14 protein-coding genes are annotated in these 15610 nt (G+C 65.5%); 7 read left to right on the top strand and 7 right to left on the bottom strand.

The window, feature by feature from the left end; translation table 11 throughout:
* Nucleotides 1-3: 3 nt before the first annotated feature.
* Complete coding sequence (gene tkt / locus H7347_RS02795; protein WP_186337192.1) at nt 4-2097, bottom strand: transketolase; 2094 nt, start codon at nt 2095-2097, stop codon at nt 4-6.
* A gap of 188 nt (nt 2098-2285) precedes the next feature.
* Here tkt and H7347_RS02800 point away from each other — a divergent pair, with 188 nt between their 5' ends.
* On the top strand, nt 2286-3263 hold the full coding sequence (locus H7347_RS02800) for a heme o synthase (protein WP_370513899.1): 978 nt from the start codon (nt 2286-2288) through the stop codon (nt 3261-3263).
* Between the two features lie 2 nt (nt 3264-3265).
* Here H7347_RS02800 and H7347_RS02805 read toward each other — a convergent pair whose 3' ends face one another.
* From H7347_RS02805 to mptB, 6 genes are all read right to left on the bottom strand, one after another.
* Complete coding sequence (locus tag H7347_RS02805; RefSeq protein ID WP_152821010.1) at nt 3266-4153, bottom strand: zinc-binding dehydrogenase; 888 nt, start codon at nt 4151-4153, stop codon at nt 3266-3268.
* A gap of 3 nt (nt 4154-4156) precedes the next feature.
* Entirely contained in the window at nt 4157-5092 is a 936-nt protein-coding gene (locus tag H7347_RS02810; RefSeq protein WP_186337155.1) for a COX15/CtaA family protein, read from the bottom strand.
* Between the two features lie 109 nt (nt 5093-5201).
* The gene (locus H7347_RS02815; RefSeq protein WP_152821012.1) at nt 5202-6218 is read right to left on the bottom strand and encodes a zinc-dependent alcohol dehydrogenase family protein; all 1017 of its coding nucleotides are present in this window, start codon (nt 6216-6218) and stop codon (nt 5202-5204) included.
* 61 nt (nt 6219-6279) lie between these two features.
* Nucleotides 6280-7044 (bottom strand): ABC transporter permease, encoded by a 765-nt coding sequence (locus H7347_RS02820; RefSeq protein ID WP_370513891.1) that lies wholly within the window; start codon nt 7042-7044, stop codon nt 6280-6282.
* A gap of 2 nt (nt 7045-7046) precedes the next feature.
* Nucleotides 7047-7973, bottom strand: coding sequence for an ABC transporter ATP-binding protein (locus H7347_RS02825; protein ID WP_186337156.1), 927 nt, complete (start codon nt 7971-7973; stop codon nt 7047-7049).
* A 6-nt stretch (nt 7974-7979) separates the two neighbouring features.
* On the bottom strand, nt 7980-9641 hold the full coding sequence (mptB, locus tag H7347_RS02830) for a polyprenol phosphomannose-dependent alpha 1,6 mannosyltransferase MptB (RefSeq protein WP_186337157.1): 1662 nt from the start codon (nt 9639-9641) through the stop codon (nt 7980-7982).
* Between the two features lie 156 nt (nt 9642-9797).
* Here mptB and H7347_RS02835 point away from each other — a divergent pair, with 156 nt between their 5' ends.
* The 6 genes from H7347_RS02835 to sufU are packed head-to-tail and all read left to right on the top strand — an operon-like array spanning nt 9798 to nt 15610.
* Complete coding sequence (locus H7347_RS02835; RefSeq protein WP_152821016.1) at nt 9798-10475, top strand: metalloregulator ArsR/SmtB family transcription factor; 678 nt, start codon at nt 9798-9800, stop codon at nt 10473-10475.
* Nucleotides 10472-11917, top strand: a complete 1446-nt coding sequence (gene sufB / locus H7347_RS02840; protein WP_152821018.1) for a Fe-S cluster assembly protein SufB — start codon at nt 10472-10474, stop codon at nt 11915-11917. The genes H7347_RS02835 and sufB overlap by 4 nt, the downstream gene beginning before the upstream one ends.
* Entirely contained in the window at nt 11918-13087 is a 1170-nt protein-coding gene (sufD, locus tag H7347_RS02845; protein ID WP_152821020.1) for a Fe-S cluster assembly protein SufD, read from the top strand. It abuts the gene before it with no gap.
* Nucleotides 13088-13131: 44 nt separating this feature from the next.
* Nucleotides 13132-13887, top strand: a complete 756-nt coding sequence (sufC, locus tag H7347_RS02850; RefSeq protein ID WP_152821022.1) for a Fe-S cluster assembly ATPase SufC — start codon at nt 13132-13134, stop codon at nt 13885-13887.
* Nucleotides 13887-15161 carry a cysteine desulfurase gene (locus H7347_RS02855; RefSeq protein ID WP_152821025.1) on the top strand — a complete coding sequence of 425 codons (1275 nt, stop codon included), beginning with the start codon at nt 13887-13889 and terminating at the stop codon, nt 15159-15161. The genes sufC and H7347_RS02855 overlap by 1 nt, the downstream gene beginning before the upstream one ends.
* Nucleotides 15158-15610, top strand: coding sequence for a Fe-S cluster assembly sulfur transfer protein SufU (sufU, locus tag H7347_RS02860; RefSeq protein ID WP_186337158.1), 453 nt, complete (start codon nt 15158-15160; stop codon nt 15608-15610). The genes H7347_RS02855 and sufU overlap by 4 nt, the downstream gene beginning before the upstream one ends.

Below are 15610 nucleotides of genomic sequence, written 5' to 3' on the forward strand. Positions count from 1 at the left end.
TAGTTAGGCGAGGGATTCCTTGGCCGCCGCTACCACGGCCTGCGCCGTGATGCCGAATTCCTGATACAGGCGCTGGTAATCGGCGGAGGCGCCGTAATGCTCCAGCGATACCGCACGACCCCGGGACCCGAGGAAGCGATGCCAAGGCATCGCGATTCCCGCCTCCACGGAGACCCGGGCGGTAACCTCGGGCGGCAGCACCTCGTCGATGTAGGCCTGATCCTGCTGAGAGAACCAATCCAGGCAGGGAACGGACACGACGCGAGCCGCGACGCCCTGTCGCTCCAGTTCTTCTGCGGCCTCGACGGCCAGCTGCACCTCCGAGCCGGAACCCATCAAGATCACCTCGGGCGTGGTCTTCGACCCCTCTACCAACACGTAAGCACCACGTACGACCCCCTCGGTGGCCCGTTCCTTGGTGCCCGCCAATACCGGCACATTCTGCCGAGTCAGGGCGAAGGCCTTGGGGCCGTGTTCCTTACTCGCCAGGGCCGCGCGCCACGCCGCGGCGGTCTCGTTCGCATCTGCCGGGCGCAACACCGCGAGGTTGGGGATCGCCCGCAGCGAGGCAAGGGACTCCACCGGCTGATGCGTGGGCCCGTCCTCGCCCAGGCCGATGGAATCGTGCGTCCACACGTAGTAAACGTCCGTGCCCATCAGCGCCGCCAGACGCACGGCAGGACGCATATAGTCCGAGAAGATGAGGAAGGTACCCCCGTAGGGGCGGGTGGGCCCGTGCAGGGCGATGCCGTTGAGGATGGAGCCCATGGCGTGCTCGCGGATGCCAAAATGCAGGTTGCGCCCGTAGGGGCTGGTCCGGAATGCCCCGGTCGAGATGGCCTCGGGGCCGAAGGAGGCATCCGCCTTGATGAGGGTGTTATTGGAACCCGCGAGGTCTGCGGAGCCTCCCCACAGCTCCGGCAGGTGGGCGCCTAGGACCTGCAGCACGGCCTCGGAAGCCTTGCGGGTGGCAACGCCCTTGGCATCGGCGTCCCAGACGGGTAGCTCCTCGTCCCAGCCCTGAGGCAGTTCGCCAGAGACGAGGCGCTCGAAGAGCGCGCGGCCCTCGGGGTTGGCCTCGGCCCACCGGGAGAACTCCTCGTTCCATCGTTCGTGAGCCTGGGCGCCGCGCTCCACCAGGGCGCGGGTGTGGGCGATGACCTCCGGGGCGACGGCAAAATGTTCCCTCGGATCAAAGCCTAGGGCTTCTTTAACCCCGGCCACTTCCTGCGCCCCGAGGGCCGCGCCATGAACCTTGCCGGTATTGGCTAGGGTGGGTGCGGGGTGGCCGATGACGGTGCGCACGCGGATGAAGGTGGGGCGGCCGGTCTCCGCCTTGGCCTGGGCTACCGCCTGTTCCAGGGCCACCACATCCTCGCCGCCCTCGATCTCTAGGGTCTGCCAGCCGTAGGCCCGGTAGCGCGCCACCACATCCTCGGTGAAAGCAATCTGCGTATCGTCCTCGATGGAGATGCGGTTATCGTCCCAGAAAACGATCAGGTTACCCAGCTGCTGGGTGCCGGCCAGGGAACTGGCCTCGGCGGTCACACCTTCCTCCAGGTCTCCATCGGAAGCGATCACGTAGACATAGTGATCGAAGGGGGACTGGCCTGGTGCAGCCTCCGGGTCAAAAAGACCGCGTTCGCGGCGAGCCGCCATCGCCATGCCCACGGCGGAAGCCAAGCCCTGTCCCAGCGGGCCGGTGGTCATCTCCACCCCCGCGGTATGACCGTACTCGGGGTGCCCGGGGGTCAGCGAGCCCCAGGTGCGCAGCGCCTTGAGGTCCTCAAGCTCCAGACCAAACCCACCCAGATAAAGCTGAATGTATTGGGTCAGGGAGGAATGTCCGGCGGAAAGCACGAAGCGATCGCGTCCCACCCAGGTGGGATCGGCGGGATCGTGCCGCAGTACGCGCTGGTAGAGGGTATAGGCCAGGGGAGCCAGGCTCATGGCGGTGCCGGGATGTCCACTGCCGCAGTTTTCAACGGCATCGGCAGCTAGAACCCGGACGGTATCCACGGCCCGGGTATCCACCTCCGTCCAGTCCTCGGGGTAGCGGCGCACGGTCAGGGCCTGCATATCGGGGGAAAGCGGCACGATGGGATCCTCACGTTCGGAGCGACAAAATTGCGTAGACACTACCTTAGTGTTTTTCCGCCGCGAGCAGCCACGCCTCGCCACATCTCTCCCGATGTTCGTCCCGGGAGCGCGGCGCGATAGAGTAATGAAAGATTGTGCGCGCGGCCCGAGGCGCGGGAACCGTCGCGCATCCCGGCTCGACTAGTGTGGGGGCGGCTGACAACATCACGAGATCGCTGGAGGCATCTTCCTTGAACACGATCAAGGCATACATCGCTCTGACGAAGCCACGAGTCATCGAGCTGCTCCTCGTGGCCACCATTCCCGCGATGTTGCAGGCCGATCGTGGGCAGAACAACATCGTGCTCATCCTGCTCACCCTCATCGGCGGCTGGATGGGCGCGGCGGCGGCCAACACCTTCAACATGGTGGCGGACTCCGATATTGACCAAAAAATGGGTCGCACTCGCGCCCGCCCCCTCGTGCGCCACACCGTATCCAACCGCAATGCCATCATCTTCGCCTGGACGCTCACCGTGGTGAGCTTCCTGTGGCTGTGGTTACTATGCGGATCCCTCCTGGCCGCGGGCTTCGTCATGGTCACCATCTGGTTTTATATCGCGGTATACACCAAGTTCCTCAAGCGCCGCACGCACATGAACATCGTCTGGGGCGGCGCCGCCGGATGCATGCCGGTGGTGGTGGGCTGGGCCGTCATTACGAACAATACCCCCAATGCCTCTGCCGTGGCCTGGTGGCAGGCCCTGGTGCTGTGGCTCATCATCTTTTTCTGGACGCCCCCGCATACCTGGGCGCTGGCCATGAAATACCGCGACGACTACGAGCGCGCCGGGGTGCCCATGCTTCCGGTGGTGCGCACGCCGGTGGAGGTCACCCGGCAGATTCTCTGGTACAGCTGGGCCACTGTGGCCGTGTCCCTTCTTTTGGTTCCGGCCGCCTCCTGGATCTACGCGCTCGGAGCGGTAGTCTCCGGCGCCGCGTTCCTCGTCATGGCCACCCAGCTGCACCGTGGGGTGCGCGATGGTCAGCCGGTCAAGCCCCTCAAGCTATTTATCTTGTCCAACAACTACCTGGCGGTGTTGTTCGTGGCTCTCTCCGTCGATGCGGTTCTAGGCTGGGAGACCTTTGGTCGCCTGGCGGGCTGGTCTACCGCGGCATTCTAGATCTAGAACCTCAGCACCGCCAGGCCCGTGAGGTCCTCGCCGCGCAACCCACTGATCTCCTCCAAGCAATACTGACGACCGAACGGGATGGTGATGCTCCCTTCCGTGAGGGCCTGGGTTACCGCCTGGGCGCGCGTGCGAAAACCATCCGGCTCCCGCAGATAATCCTCTAGCACCGGACAAGAAAGGGTGAGCGATCCCCGGGAGGCGAGTTCCACGGGGGAGATCCTCTTGAGGGGGTGGGGCGGCTGCCCGTACAGGCACAAGGTACCGCGGCGGCGCAGGCTCGCCAGCGCATGCTCCAGCCCCTGCTTCCCCGCACCGTGCAGGGCAACGTCCACCCCTCCGGCTGCCGCGGCGCGGCGCGTGGCCGCGTGCGCCCGCCGTACCACGGTGGCCCGATCGAGATGGGGAGCCGACTCCCCGGAGGGAGACACCGCGATCACCCGTGCGCCAAGAGCCCCGGCCCACTGAGCGCTGATGAGCCCCACCGGGTCGTCGGCGGGATTGATCAGCACCGTGCTTCCCGCCGTCACGGGGGTGGGGCAGTGCAACAGGACGTGGGCCATCATGGCTGGTTGCAGCATGGCGGCGGCGACCCCGGGGATGATCCCCTGCGGTACTGCCACGATCCGATCACGGGGCACGCACACGGCGGCGGCGCAGGAACCGGCAACCCCAGCCCAGGCCACCAGCGTTCCCTCGGGGAGTAGCCCTTGCGGGTCGTGGGCGATCGTCCCCGTGCCCTGGGTTCCCATCACGGTCCCCGGCTTGATCACCGTGAGCGCGGCGGCCCGCACCTCCACGAGCACGCTTTCTTCCCCTGGGTGAGGTCGCGGTAGCACGACTTCCTCGGGTCGTCCACCGGCGCCCCAGATCAGCGCCTTCATCGCTTAAGCATCCGTGGGAGAGTGTCGCCGCAGCCCCAGGGCGTACAGGATTGCCGTAAGGGCCACCACCACCGAGGACATCGCGATGTGCATCGGCACGGACCAGCGTGGAACTCCCAACCGGTACTGCGCAATCCCGATGCCCGCCTGAACCACGATCATCGCCAGGAGCAACAATCCCGTGCGCTTGGCCTCCATCGAGGCACCACGCCGGTGAAGCAGCACCACGGTGATGAGGGTGCACAGAAGATAGACGTACATGAGGTAACCGTGGATGTGGGCCATGAGGTCGATGTCTACCTCCAAGCGCCCGGACATTCCGGCTTCCGCGTCGCCCGCGTGCGGCCCGGCACCGGTGACCATCGTCCCGGTGACCAACACCACGGCCAGGGCGCAGGCGGCTACCACCGCGCTGACCCTCACCGCGCGCGGGTAGGCGCGCACCGGAGCACCGTCGTCGGGCTCCATCACCCGGATAACGAGCAGGGCCGCCACCCATACCAGGATCATTGAGGGGAGGAAGTGCAGGGCCACCGACCACCACTTAAGGTCGAGGTGCACGGAGATACCGCCGATGATGGCCTGGAGAATCACCCCCACAGCGGAGATCAGGGCGTAATTAATCAACTCCCAGCGGCGTTTCGCCTGCACCAGGGCCACGAACACCGCCACCACGGCGGCGACCACTACGAAGGTCAGCAGTCGGTTGCCGAACTCAATGGCCTGGTGCACCAGGGGGGCGGCCCCCTGGACGGGGACGAGCGACCCGGCCTGACACTGCGGCCAGGTATCGCACCCCAAACCCGAGCCGGTCACGCGCACGATGGAACCCGTGACCGTGATGCCCCCCTGACAGAGCAACAGGATCAGGGCCGCCAGGCGCTGAAACCGTAGGGACGATACGACGTTGCTTTTCGCGGAAGGCAGCACGGTACTCACGGTTTTCTAGCCTAATGCTCCGCCACCGGGAAACACCACACGACGTGGGGACGGCCGACGTTATAAGAAACACGCGGGCGCGGCGGAACTCAGCGCGCCCGCCATCCGACTAGGGGCGCACCAACACCTTGATGGCTTCGCGCCGATCCATCGCGCGGTACCCCTCGGCGATGTTCTCCAGGGACACCTGCTTGGTAAACACCTTGCCGGGCTCGATGGCACGCTCAAAGATCAGGCGGATCAGCTCCGGGAGGTACGTGCGCACGGGGGCCGGGCCACCCATCAGGTGTACCTGGGAGAAGAAGAGCTCCTCGCCAGGCAGGGAAACACCGTGGGCCACACCCACGTAACCCACGTGCCCGCCGGGGCGGCACGAGGCAATGGCCTGCTGCATGGAATCCTGGGTGCCCACGGCCTCGATCACGCTGTGAGCACCCAGACCGTTGGTGAGCTCCTTGATCCGAGCCACCCCGGCCTCGCCGCGCTCCGCCACAATGTCCGTGGCCCCAAATTCCCGGGCCAGGGCCTGGCGATCGGCGTGCCGGCTCATGGCGATGATGCGCTCGGCTCCCATCTGCTTGGCCGAGAGAATCGCCAACAGACCCACCGCGCCGTCGCCCACGACCACGACGGTCTTGCCGGGGCCAACCTGGGCCGCGTCGGCGGCAAACCACCCGGTGCCCAGCACATCGGAGGCCGCCAGCAGGGAGGCGATGAGATCCTTATCCGGATAGGAGGGGGTGGCCACCAAGGTGCCATCGGCGAGCGGCACCCGCAGGTATTCGGCCTGGGCCTCGCTCACAAAACCGCCGTTGAGGCAGCGGGAGGGATACCCACCCGCGCAGATATCGCAGGTGTTGTCGGAAAGGCAAAAAGAGCCCACCACGAAGTCGCCCGGCGTGACCGTGGTGACCTCCGCGCCAATCTCCTCGACCACGCCCACGTACTCGTGGCCCATGCGGGAGGGCTCCTCGACCTCGTCGGTGCCGCGATACGACCACAGATCCGAGCCACACACGCAGGTGGCCACGATCTTGATAACCGCATCGGTGGGGTCAGTAACGGTAGGTTTATCCACCTCGGTCACCCGAATGTCGCCGGGACCGTGAATGAACGTCGCCTTCATGGAGCGCTCCTTGGAAAGTGATGATCGGGCAATAATGCCAGACCACCTTACCCGTCGAGGCTTAGCCGCTGAATCGGAACCACGTTCGGGTAGCCGCGGACACCACGACGAGCCACACCGACAGGATGAGCCACTGAACCCAGGGGATGGCGCCACCAAAGGCATCGGTCAGGCCGCTGGCCAGGGTCACCGAAGGAATAAGATCCCACCAGCTGCTGCCGTCGAATCCGGAGTGGTAAAGCACCAATCCCACCAGTCCCACCATGAGTACCCAGATGAGGTTAGCCAGGGCGAGCACCAGCTCAGAGCTCAGCGTCCCGCCCATGAGCAGCCCCATGGCGGTAAACGTGGCGGCCCCGAGCACGAGCGTGATCAAACCGAGGAGCAACCCCCCGGCCGAGACCTGCCATCCCAAGGCGGCGGCGGTGATCCCCAAGACCAGGGTTTGCAGCAGCACCATGGCCGCCACCGCGATGATCTTGCCCACGATGATGACCCAGGCGGGCACTCCGGAGGCTCCCGTGCGCTTGAGCGCGCCGTAGCGGCGATCGAAGGCCAGGGAGATAGCCTGGCCGGTAAAACCGGAGGAGGTAGTCGCGATGGCCAGCATCATAGGAAAGCCCTGGCGCAGCGGATCGGGATCCTCCAGGATCGACACCTGCGAGATGCCGATGAGCAGTCCCAGGGGAATGATGAGGCTGAGCAGCTGCTGCTCGCCGTGACGCAGAAAAAGCAACGTCTCGATGCGCCCCTGCGCGGCGATGAGCGTCGCCCGGGGGGCGCGCTGGGGGGCGGGGGTAAAGGTGCCGGTGGGGTAATCGGACACAATCAACTCCTCAGTTCTCGGCCCGTGATCTCTAAAAAGACATCCTCAAGGCTGCACCGCGCTACGTCCACGGTCCGCACGAGCACGCCCTGGGCGGCCACCGCGGAGACCACCCGGGCCACCGACTCCGGGGTGGGGGAGACCCGCACCACGTAATGCAGGGGTCGCACCGCCGCGCATGCGCCAGGAGGCAGGTGGGCCTGGCGCTCCAGGGCGGTCAGGTCCACCTCGCTCGCCGTGCCCAGCCGCACCTGCGGCTTCGATCCGGTGGTTAGCTCCTCGGGAGTGCCGTGGGCCACCGCGCGGCCGCGATCCATGATGACCACTCGGTCGGCCAGCGCCTCGGCCTCGTCCATCAGGTGGGTGGTGAGTACCACCGTGACGCCGTCGCGACGCAGCACCCGCATGAGCTCCCACACCGCCAGGCGCGATTGCGCGTCCATGCCTGCCGTGGGTTCGTCGAGAAAGACCAGCTCCGGGCGGCCGATCAGGGCGAGCGCCAGGGAAAGGCGCTGCTGCTGTCCCCCGGAAAGCCTGCGATAGGTGTTCTTACGCACGCCGCTGAGCCCCACGACCTCCATCAGCCAAGCGGGATCGAGGGGGTGGGCGTTATAGGCCGCCGTCAGGCGCAGCATCTCCTCCACCTTGATCCCGGAGTAGGAGCCGCCGCCTTGCAGCATGATGCCAATGCGCTCGCGGACGCGTTCCGGCTGCGTGCTGGGATCATAACCCAACACGCTGATCCGTCCCGCAGTGGGCTTCTGGAATCCCACACACATGTCGATGGTGGTGGTCTTCCCGGCCCCGTTGGGGCCAAGCAGGGCCAAGATCTCCCCTCGGCGGGCGCTCAGGGAGAGCTCATCGACGGCGGTGGTGGCGCGGAAGGCCTTGACCACGCCGTGCAGTTCTAGAGCGTTTGGGACAGCCACGGTGTCTCAGTCTAGGCCAAGCAGAGCCGAGCGCCGGAACCACCACCAACCCAGGCAGAGGATCGCCGCGAGGGCCACCGCCGCACCGACGTAAATGTTCACCACCGTTCCCGGCGGTAACGCCAGACCGCGCGGTAAGACGAAAAAACTAAAAGCGGCGGAATAACCCACGACCGCCAGGCGGAAAAAGGGACGATTGGCCCACGCGGCGAGCGGAACGACCGCCCATAGCACGTACCAGGGGTGCACCACCGGAAAGAGCACCACGAGCACGAAAGTGGCCACGCCCAACGCCCCCACCGGGTGGATCCTGCCACGAAACGTGGCCAGGAGCATGCGCAGGGTGAAGGCACCCGCCACGATCAGCCCCGCCAGGCGGGTAACGGTCAGGATCGCCGCGGTGTGATCGCCCAGCCCTAGGCGCATGCCGATTCCCCCGGTGATCACTCCGACGTCGGTGGTCACGGACATCCAGCTGCGGATCGTGGCGGCGCCGCCCTGCCCCGTGATCCAGCCCAACCCGATGCCGCTGAGGGCGGAGACCACCGCGATCGTCCCCAGGAGCACGGCCGCGAAGAAGGCCATGGCCAGCAGGATGGACCACCAGGCCCGATGCCCGCGGCTGTGCAGGTATCGGGCATAGGCCATGCCGATGAAGCCAAGGGAAAGGAAGGCGGTGACCTTGACCATGCCAGCGCAAGACAGGATAATCCCCGAGGCCACCAGCCGCGAGTAGGCCCCAACCCCCGCTCGATCCAGGCCGCGCAATCCCAGCTCCAGGCCCACGAGCATCAGACCGAGCATGAGGGCCTCGTTGTGGATTCCCCCCACCAGATGCAGCAGTACCAGGGGATTGAGGAGGCCTAGCCATAATGCTGCCGGGGCAGAGACCCGGCAGCGCCGGGCGATGGCGAGCACGGCCCAGCCCGCGGCCGCCAGCATGAACAGATTGAGAATGCGATGAACCAGCACGCCTAGCACGATGGAATCACCGGTGAGCGTGCTGATGGCGGCGGACAATCCCACGGCCACCGGCCCGTAGGGGGAGGGGGAGTGGGCCCAGATAAAGGGCACGGATCGCGCTAGATGATGATCCGTACCCAGCAGGTCGATGGGGCCTGCGGAATAAGGATCCATCCCCTCGCGCACGATGGCCCCCTGAGCCAGGTAGGAGTAGATGTCCTGGGTGAAAATGGGGGCGCTGAGCAGCAGGGGAAGGGACCAGGCGCACCAGGTGCGCCACAGCTGCCGGGTATCCACCACCCGCATGGCGCGCTGCCGTGACCACAAGGGCACGCCTACCAGGGGCGCCATGCCGACCCAGGCCAGCACCACCAGCGCTGTGCCCACGAGCACCACCGAGGACGAGGCCTGCATCATCTGGCCGAGGGTGGTACCCCCGGGAAAGGACTGGTAGGGGTTGTCCACCACGGGGAGGGCGCCGCCGCCCAGCGCCCCCAGCGCCAGCACCAGCGCCCCCGTGGTTCCTACCCAGCGCAGGAGGGCGAAGCGCACGATTCCCGTGCTGCGCGCCGTGGCCGAGCCCTGCGGGCCGATCAACTCGGGCGTGCTATCGCGATGCAGCTCCGCGGAGCGCGACCCTGCCTCGCCAAGGCGGGGGAGATCCCTCAGGAGCGTCTGCCAGAGCGCAGATGGTTGTTGTCGCACAGCCTCATCGTAGACAGGACACCCCCGCCGACAGGAAGGCACAGGGAACCTTTTTGCGCCGAGGAATAATTTTAGTAACACTAGTGTTGTCTAAAAGAGACGATCGCTGCCGCGCGCGGCAGACGCAGGATCCCGTGAGGGTAGGAGGTGATAAGCATGGTGCGCTCAACCGGCTCCGTGGAAGGAGACACCCGCAATGCCATCATGCGCAGCCTGCTTACCCACGGCCCGCTGACCGCCGCTGCCCTGGGCGAACGTCTTGGCCTTTCCACCGCCGGTGTGAGAAGGCATCTGGACATTCTCCTGGAGGAGGGGCTGGCATATGCCGAGTCCCGTCGTTCCTCCGCACCCACCACTCGGGGTCGCCCCGCCAAGCACTTTTTGCTTACTCGGCGCGGCCGCGAGCACTTCGGCCACGATTACGATTCCCTCGCCGCGCTAGCGCTGACCGCTCTGCGCCGAGCCGGCGGGCCGCAGGCCGTGCGCGACCTGGCGCGCGCCCGCACGGAATCCATCGTCGCGACGGTGCGCGAGGAAAACCCGGACTCCCTCGAGGACACAGCGTACGCCCTGGCACGGGCGTTCGACGACCACGGATACGCCGCCACCGTGCAGCGCGCGGGCGGCAATATCCAAATTTGCCAACACCACTGCCCGGTTTCCCAGGTGGCAGCGCAATACCCGGAATTATGCGAGGCAGAACACGAGGTGATCTCCGATGTGCTGGGCACCCACGTGCAACCCCTAGCGTCCATCGCCGGGGGACACGGTATCTGTACCACGAATATTCCCCTTTATTCCACCAATTCTCCTGAAGAAAGGAGCGGTTCATGACCCAGGCGACGCCCAATCTTGACGCGCAACGCCCTATGAACGATGACGAGATCATCGAATCCATGGGCGGCTATAACTACGGTTGGCACGACTCCGACGCCGCGGGCTCCGTCGCCCGCCGCGGGCTGAGCGAGGAGGTCGTGCGCGACATCTCCGCCCAAAAGAACGAACCCGAATGGATGCTGGAGCAGCGCCTCAAGGCCCTCACCATCTTCGATAAAAAACCCGTGCCCACGTGGGGTGCGGATTTAAGCAATATCGACTTCGATAGCATCAAGTATTTTGTTCGTTCCACCGAGGAGCAGGCGAAGTCCTGGGATGACCTCCCCGACGATATCCGCAATACCTACGACCGGCTGGGCATCCCCGAGGCGGAAAAACAGCGCCTGGTGGCCGGCGTGGCCGCCCAGTACGAGTCCGAGGTGGTCTACCACCAGATCCGCGAGGATCTGGAGGAGCAGGGCGTGATCTTCGTGGATACCGACACCGCGCTCCAGAAGTACCCGGAACTGTTCAAAGAATACTTCGGTACCGTGGTTCCGGCGGGCGATAACAAGTTCTCCGCCCTCAACGCCGCGGTGTGGTCCGGTGGTTCCTTTATTTACGTTCCCAAGGGCGTGCACGTGGACATTCCGCTCCAGGCATACTTCCGCATCAACACGGAAAACATGGGGCAGTTCGAGCGCACCCTCATCGTGGTGGACGAGGACGCCTACGTTCACTACGTAGAGGGCTGCACCGCGCCCATCTATAAGTCCGATTCTCTGCACGCCGCCGTGGTGGAGATCGTGGTGAAAAAAGGCGGGCGCTGCCGCTATACCACCATTCAAAACTGGTCTAACAACGTGTATAACCTGGTCACCCAGCGCGCCAAGGCAGAGGAAGGTGCCACGATGGAGTGGATCGATGGCAACATCGGTTCCAAGGTGAACATGAAGTATCCGGCCGTGTGGATGACCGGACCTTACGCCAAGGGCGAGGTGCTTTCTGCCGCCTTCGCCGGGGAGGGGCAGTTCCAGGACACCGGCGCCAAGATGGTACACATGGCGCCGCACACGTCCTCCAACATCATCTCCAAATCCGTGGCCCGTTCCGGCGGCCGAGCCGCCTACCGCGGCCTGGTGCAGATCAATGCCAACGCACATCACTGCACCGCCAACGTGGAGTGCGACGCCCTCCTGGTAGACAACATCTCGCGCTCGGATACCTATCCCTACAACGACATTCGCAACGACCACGTGACCCTCGGTCACGAGGCCACCGTCTCCCAGGTATCCGAAGAGCAGCTCTTCTACCTGATGAGCCGCGGCATCGACGAGGCAGATGCCATGGCCATGATCGTCCGCGGCTTCGTCGAGCCCATCGCCAAGGAATTGCCCATGGAGTACGCGCTAGAACTCAACCGGCTGATCGAGCTACAGATGGAAGGATCGGTGGGATAAATGGCTGAGACGCTCAAGAACGCCACCACGCACAACAACAAGGGCGACGTGCTTACCTCCTTCAACGTGGAGGACTTCGAGATTCCCCGGGGCAAGGACGAGGAATGGCGCTTCGTCTCCCTGCGCCGACTACGCGGCCTACACAACGGCTCCTTTAGCCCGGCGGCAGCGCCCGACATCGTCGTGAATATCCCCTCCGGGACCCCAGTGAGCAGTCACACCATCGCCAAGGACGACCCCCGTGCCACCCGCGCCGGGGCCCCCTCCGACCGCGTGGGAGCCCAGGCCTGGACGTCCATGGCGGAGGCCACTCTGGTGAGCTTCGCCAAGGACTCGGTGACTGCCGATCCTGTGACCGTCACGGTCACCGGTAAGGGGGAGGGTGTGACCTCCTTTGGCGCCGTGGTCGTGGAGCTGGAGCAGGGCGCGGAGGCCACCGTGGCCCTCAATTACCGAGGCAGCGGCACCCACGCGGACAACGTGCAGTTCGTGCTCGGCGCGAATTCCCGCCTCACGGTGATCGTGGACGCGGATTGGGACGACGATGCCGTGCACCTGTCCAACCAATCCGCCCTGGTGGGCCGGGACGCCGTGCTGCGCCACAACGTGGCGGTCTTCGGCGGTGAGGTGGTACGCCTGGTTCCGCGGGTGAAGTTCGAGGATCAAGGTGGCGACGCCGAGCTGCTGGGCGTGTACTTTGCCGATGACGGCCAGTACTTTGAAAACCGCCTGCTGGTGGATCACGCTCAGCCCAACTGCCGGTCTAACGTGTTGTACAAGGGCGCCCTGCAGGGCGACCCCGCCACGAGCAAGCCAGACACTCGCACCACCTGGGTGGGCGACGTGCTGATCCGCGCCAATGCGCAGGGCACCGACACCTACGAGACCAATCGCAACCTTGTGCTCAGCGAGGCCGCCCGCGCCGATGCCATTCCCAACCTGGAGATCGAGACCGGCGAGATCGCCGGCGCTGGCCACGCGGCCACGGTGGGGCGCTTCGACGACGAACAACTCTTTTATCTGATGAGCCGCGGCATTCCCGAAGCCGAGGCCCGACGCCTCATCATCCGAGGCTTTTTCACCGAGGTCATCAACCACATCCCGGTAGCGGGAATCCGAGAGGAACTGGAATCCCGCGTGGTCAATGAGCTAGAGCGTGTCACCGCCTAGCCCAAGAACGCACTCACACTGCACTCACGATCAGGAGAAAAACGATGTCTACCCTGGAAATCAAGAACCTCCACGCCCAGGTTCTTCCCTCCGACGAATCCGCCGAACCCAAGCCGATTCTCAAGGGGGTGAATCTGACTATCAACTCCGGCGAGATTCACGCCATCATGGGGCCCAACGGCTCCGGTAAGTCCACCCTGGCCTACACCCTGGCCGGACACCCCCGCTACGAGATCACCGAGGGCGAGGTTTTCCTCGACGGCGAGAACATCCTGGAGATGTCCGTGGACGAGCGCGCCCGTGCTGGTCTCTTCCTCGCCATGCAGTACCCCACCGAGGTACCGGGGGTCTCCATGTCCAACTTCATGCGCACCGCCGTGACCGCCGTGCGCGGCGAGGCCCCCAAGCTGCGCGATTGGGTCAAGGAGGTCAACGAGGCCCGCGAGAACCTCAAGATCGACAAGTCCTTCAGCGAGCGCTCCGTCAACGAGGGCTTCTCCGGTGGGGAGAAGAAGCGCCACGAGGTGCTCCAGCTCGACCTGATGAAGCCCAAGTTCGCCGTGATGGATGAGACGGATTCCGGCCTGGACGTGGACGCCCTGCGCGTGGTCTCCGAGGGGATCAACCGCTACCAGCGCGACACCAACGGCGGCATCCTCATGATCACCCATTACAAGCGCATCCTGGAATACGTGAAGCCGGACGTGATCCACGTCTTTGCCAACGGGCAGATCGTGAGCACCGGCGGGCCCGAGCTGGCCGATCAGCTGGAGGCCGATGGCTACGAGCAGTTCCTGTGATGGCGCAGTCAGGGTTTCTTTTCCCGGACGGCACCCTGAACCCGGGCGCGGTGCGCGCGGAGTTTCCCCTGCTCTCCCGCACCGTGCGTGAGGGCAAGGCGCTGGTGTACCTCGACTCCGGGGCCACCTCGCAGCGTCCCGCATCGGTCTGGCGCGCCGAAGAGCGCTTCGTGCTTCACACCAACGCCCCCGTGCATCGCGGCGCCTATCAGCTCGCCGAGGAGGCCACGGACGCCTACGAGCACGCCCGCGAGGCCATCGCGCGCTTCGTGGGGGCCGAGGGCGGGGAGATCGCCTTTACCAAGAACGCCACGGAGGCCCTCAACCTCGTGGCCTTTACCCTGGGTGACCCGCGCGCGGGTGAGCTCCGGGTGGGCCGGGGGGACACCGTGGTGGTCACCGAGCTAGAGCACCACGCCAATCTGGTTCCCTGGCAGGAGCTGTGCTCCCGCACAGGGGCTACACTGAAGTGGTATTCCGCCACGCCGGACGGCAGGATCGACCTCGATTCTCTCGATCTCGACGAATCCGTCAAGGTGGTCGCCTTTACCCATCAGTCGAACGTGACCGGCGCGATTGCGGACGTCCCCGAGATGGTGCGCCGCGCCCGCGCCGTGGGTGCGCTCACCGTGCTCGATGCCTGCCAATCGGTGCCGCATCAGCCGGTGAACTTCCACGACCTCGGCGTGGACTTTGCGGCCTTTTCTGGCCACAAGATGTGCGGCCCCACGGGGGTCGGCGCACTCTACGGGCGCGACGACCTGCTCCGTCGCCTCCCCCCCTTCCTCACCGGGGGATCCATGATCGAGGTGGTACGGATGGAGGGCACGACGTTCGCGCCCCCGCCGCAGCGCTTCGAGGCCGGAACACAAATGACCAGCCAGGTTGTGGGCCTGGGCGCGGCCGTGGAATTCCTCGACTCCATCGGCATGGCGACCATCGCCGCCCACGAGCACGACCTCACCGCCTACGCCCTGGAGCGTCTGAGGGGGATCGATAAGCTGCGGATCGTGGGTCCCACCACCCCGGAGGCGCGCGGTGGCGCCCTCTCCTTCGTGGTCGAGGGGATTCATCCCCACGACCTGAGCCAGGTGCTCGACGATCACGGCGTATGCATCCGGGTGGGGCATCACTGCGCCTGGCCAGCGCACCGCTGCCTGGGAGTGCAGGCCACCGCGCGCGTCTCCTTTTACCTGTACAACACCAGGGACGAGGTGGATCGGCTGGTGGAGGCCATCGCAGCGGCCAAGGAGTTCTTTGGGGTGAGCGCGTGAACCTGGAATCCATGTACCAAGAGGTGATCCTGGATCACTATAAAAATCCTGAGCACGCAGGCCTACGCGAGCCCTTCGAGGCGGAGGTGCACCACGTGAATCCCTCCTGCGGGGACGAGCTCACCCTGCGCGTCCACCTCTCCGTCGATGGCGCCACGGTGGAGGACGTCTCCTACGAGGCCGAGGGGTGTTCCATCAGCCAGGCCTCTACCTCCGTGATGGCGCAGGAGATCATCGGCCGCTCCGTGGCCGAGGCGCGCGCCAAGCTCGCGGAATTCGAGGCCATGCTCACCTCCCGTGGGCAGCGCGAGGGAGACCCCGAGCTCATCGGGGACGGCATCGCCTTTGCCGGGGTATCGCGGTATCCCGCGCGGGTGAAGTGCGCGCTGCTGGGATGGAAGGCCTTTGAGGCAGCAACCACGCAAGCACGAGAGGCACAGGAGGACTAA

Source organism: Corynebacterium sp. zg-331, assembly GCF_014267345.1.
GTDB lineage: Bacteria > Actinomycetota > Actinomycetes > Mycobacteriales > Mycobacteriaceae > Corynebacterium.

Coding starts and splice junctions, on each gene's coding strand:
- H7347_RS02805 (WP_152821010.1), bottom strand. CDS start 4,153: ATGAAGGCGCTGATCTGGGGCGCCGGTGGACGACCCGAGGAAGTCGTG.
- H7347_RS02815 (WP_152821012.1), bottom strand. CDS start 6,218: ATGAAGGCGACGTTCATTCACGGTCCCGGCGACATTCGGGTGACCGAG.
- H7347_RS02835 (WP_152821016.1), top strand. CDS start 9,798: ATGGTGCGCTCAACCGGCTCCGTGGAAGGAGACACCCGCAATGCCATC.
- sufB (WP_152821018.1), top strand. CDS start 10,472: ATGACCCAGGCGACGCCCAATCTTGACGCGCAACGCCCTATGAACGAT.
- sufD (WP_152821020.1), top strand. CDS start 11,918: ATGGCTGAGACGCTCAAGAACGCCACCACGCACAACAACAAGGGCGAC.
- sufC (WP_152821022.1), top strand. CDS start 13,132: ATGTCTACCCTGGAAATCAAGAACCTCCACGCCCAGGTTCTTCCCTCC.
- H7347_RS02855 (WP_152821025.1), top strand. CDS start 13,887: ATGGCGCAGTCAGGGTTTCTTTTCCCGGACGGCACCCTGAACCCGGGC.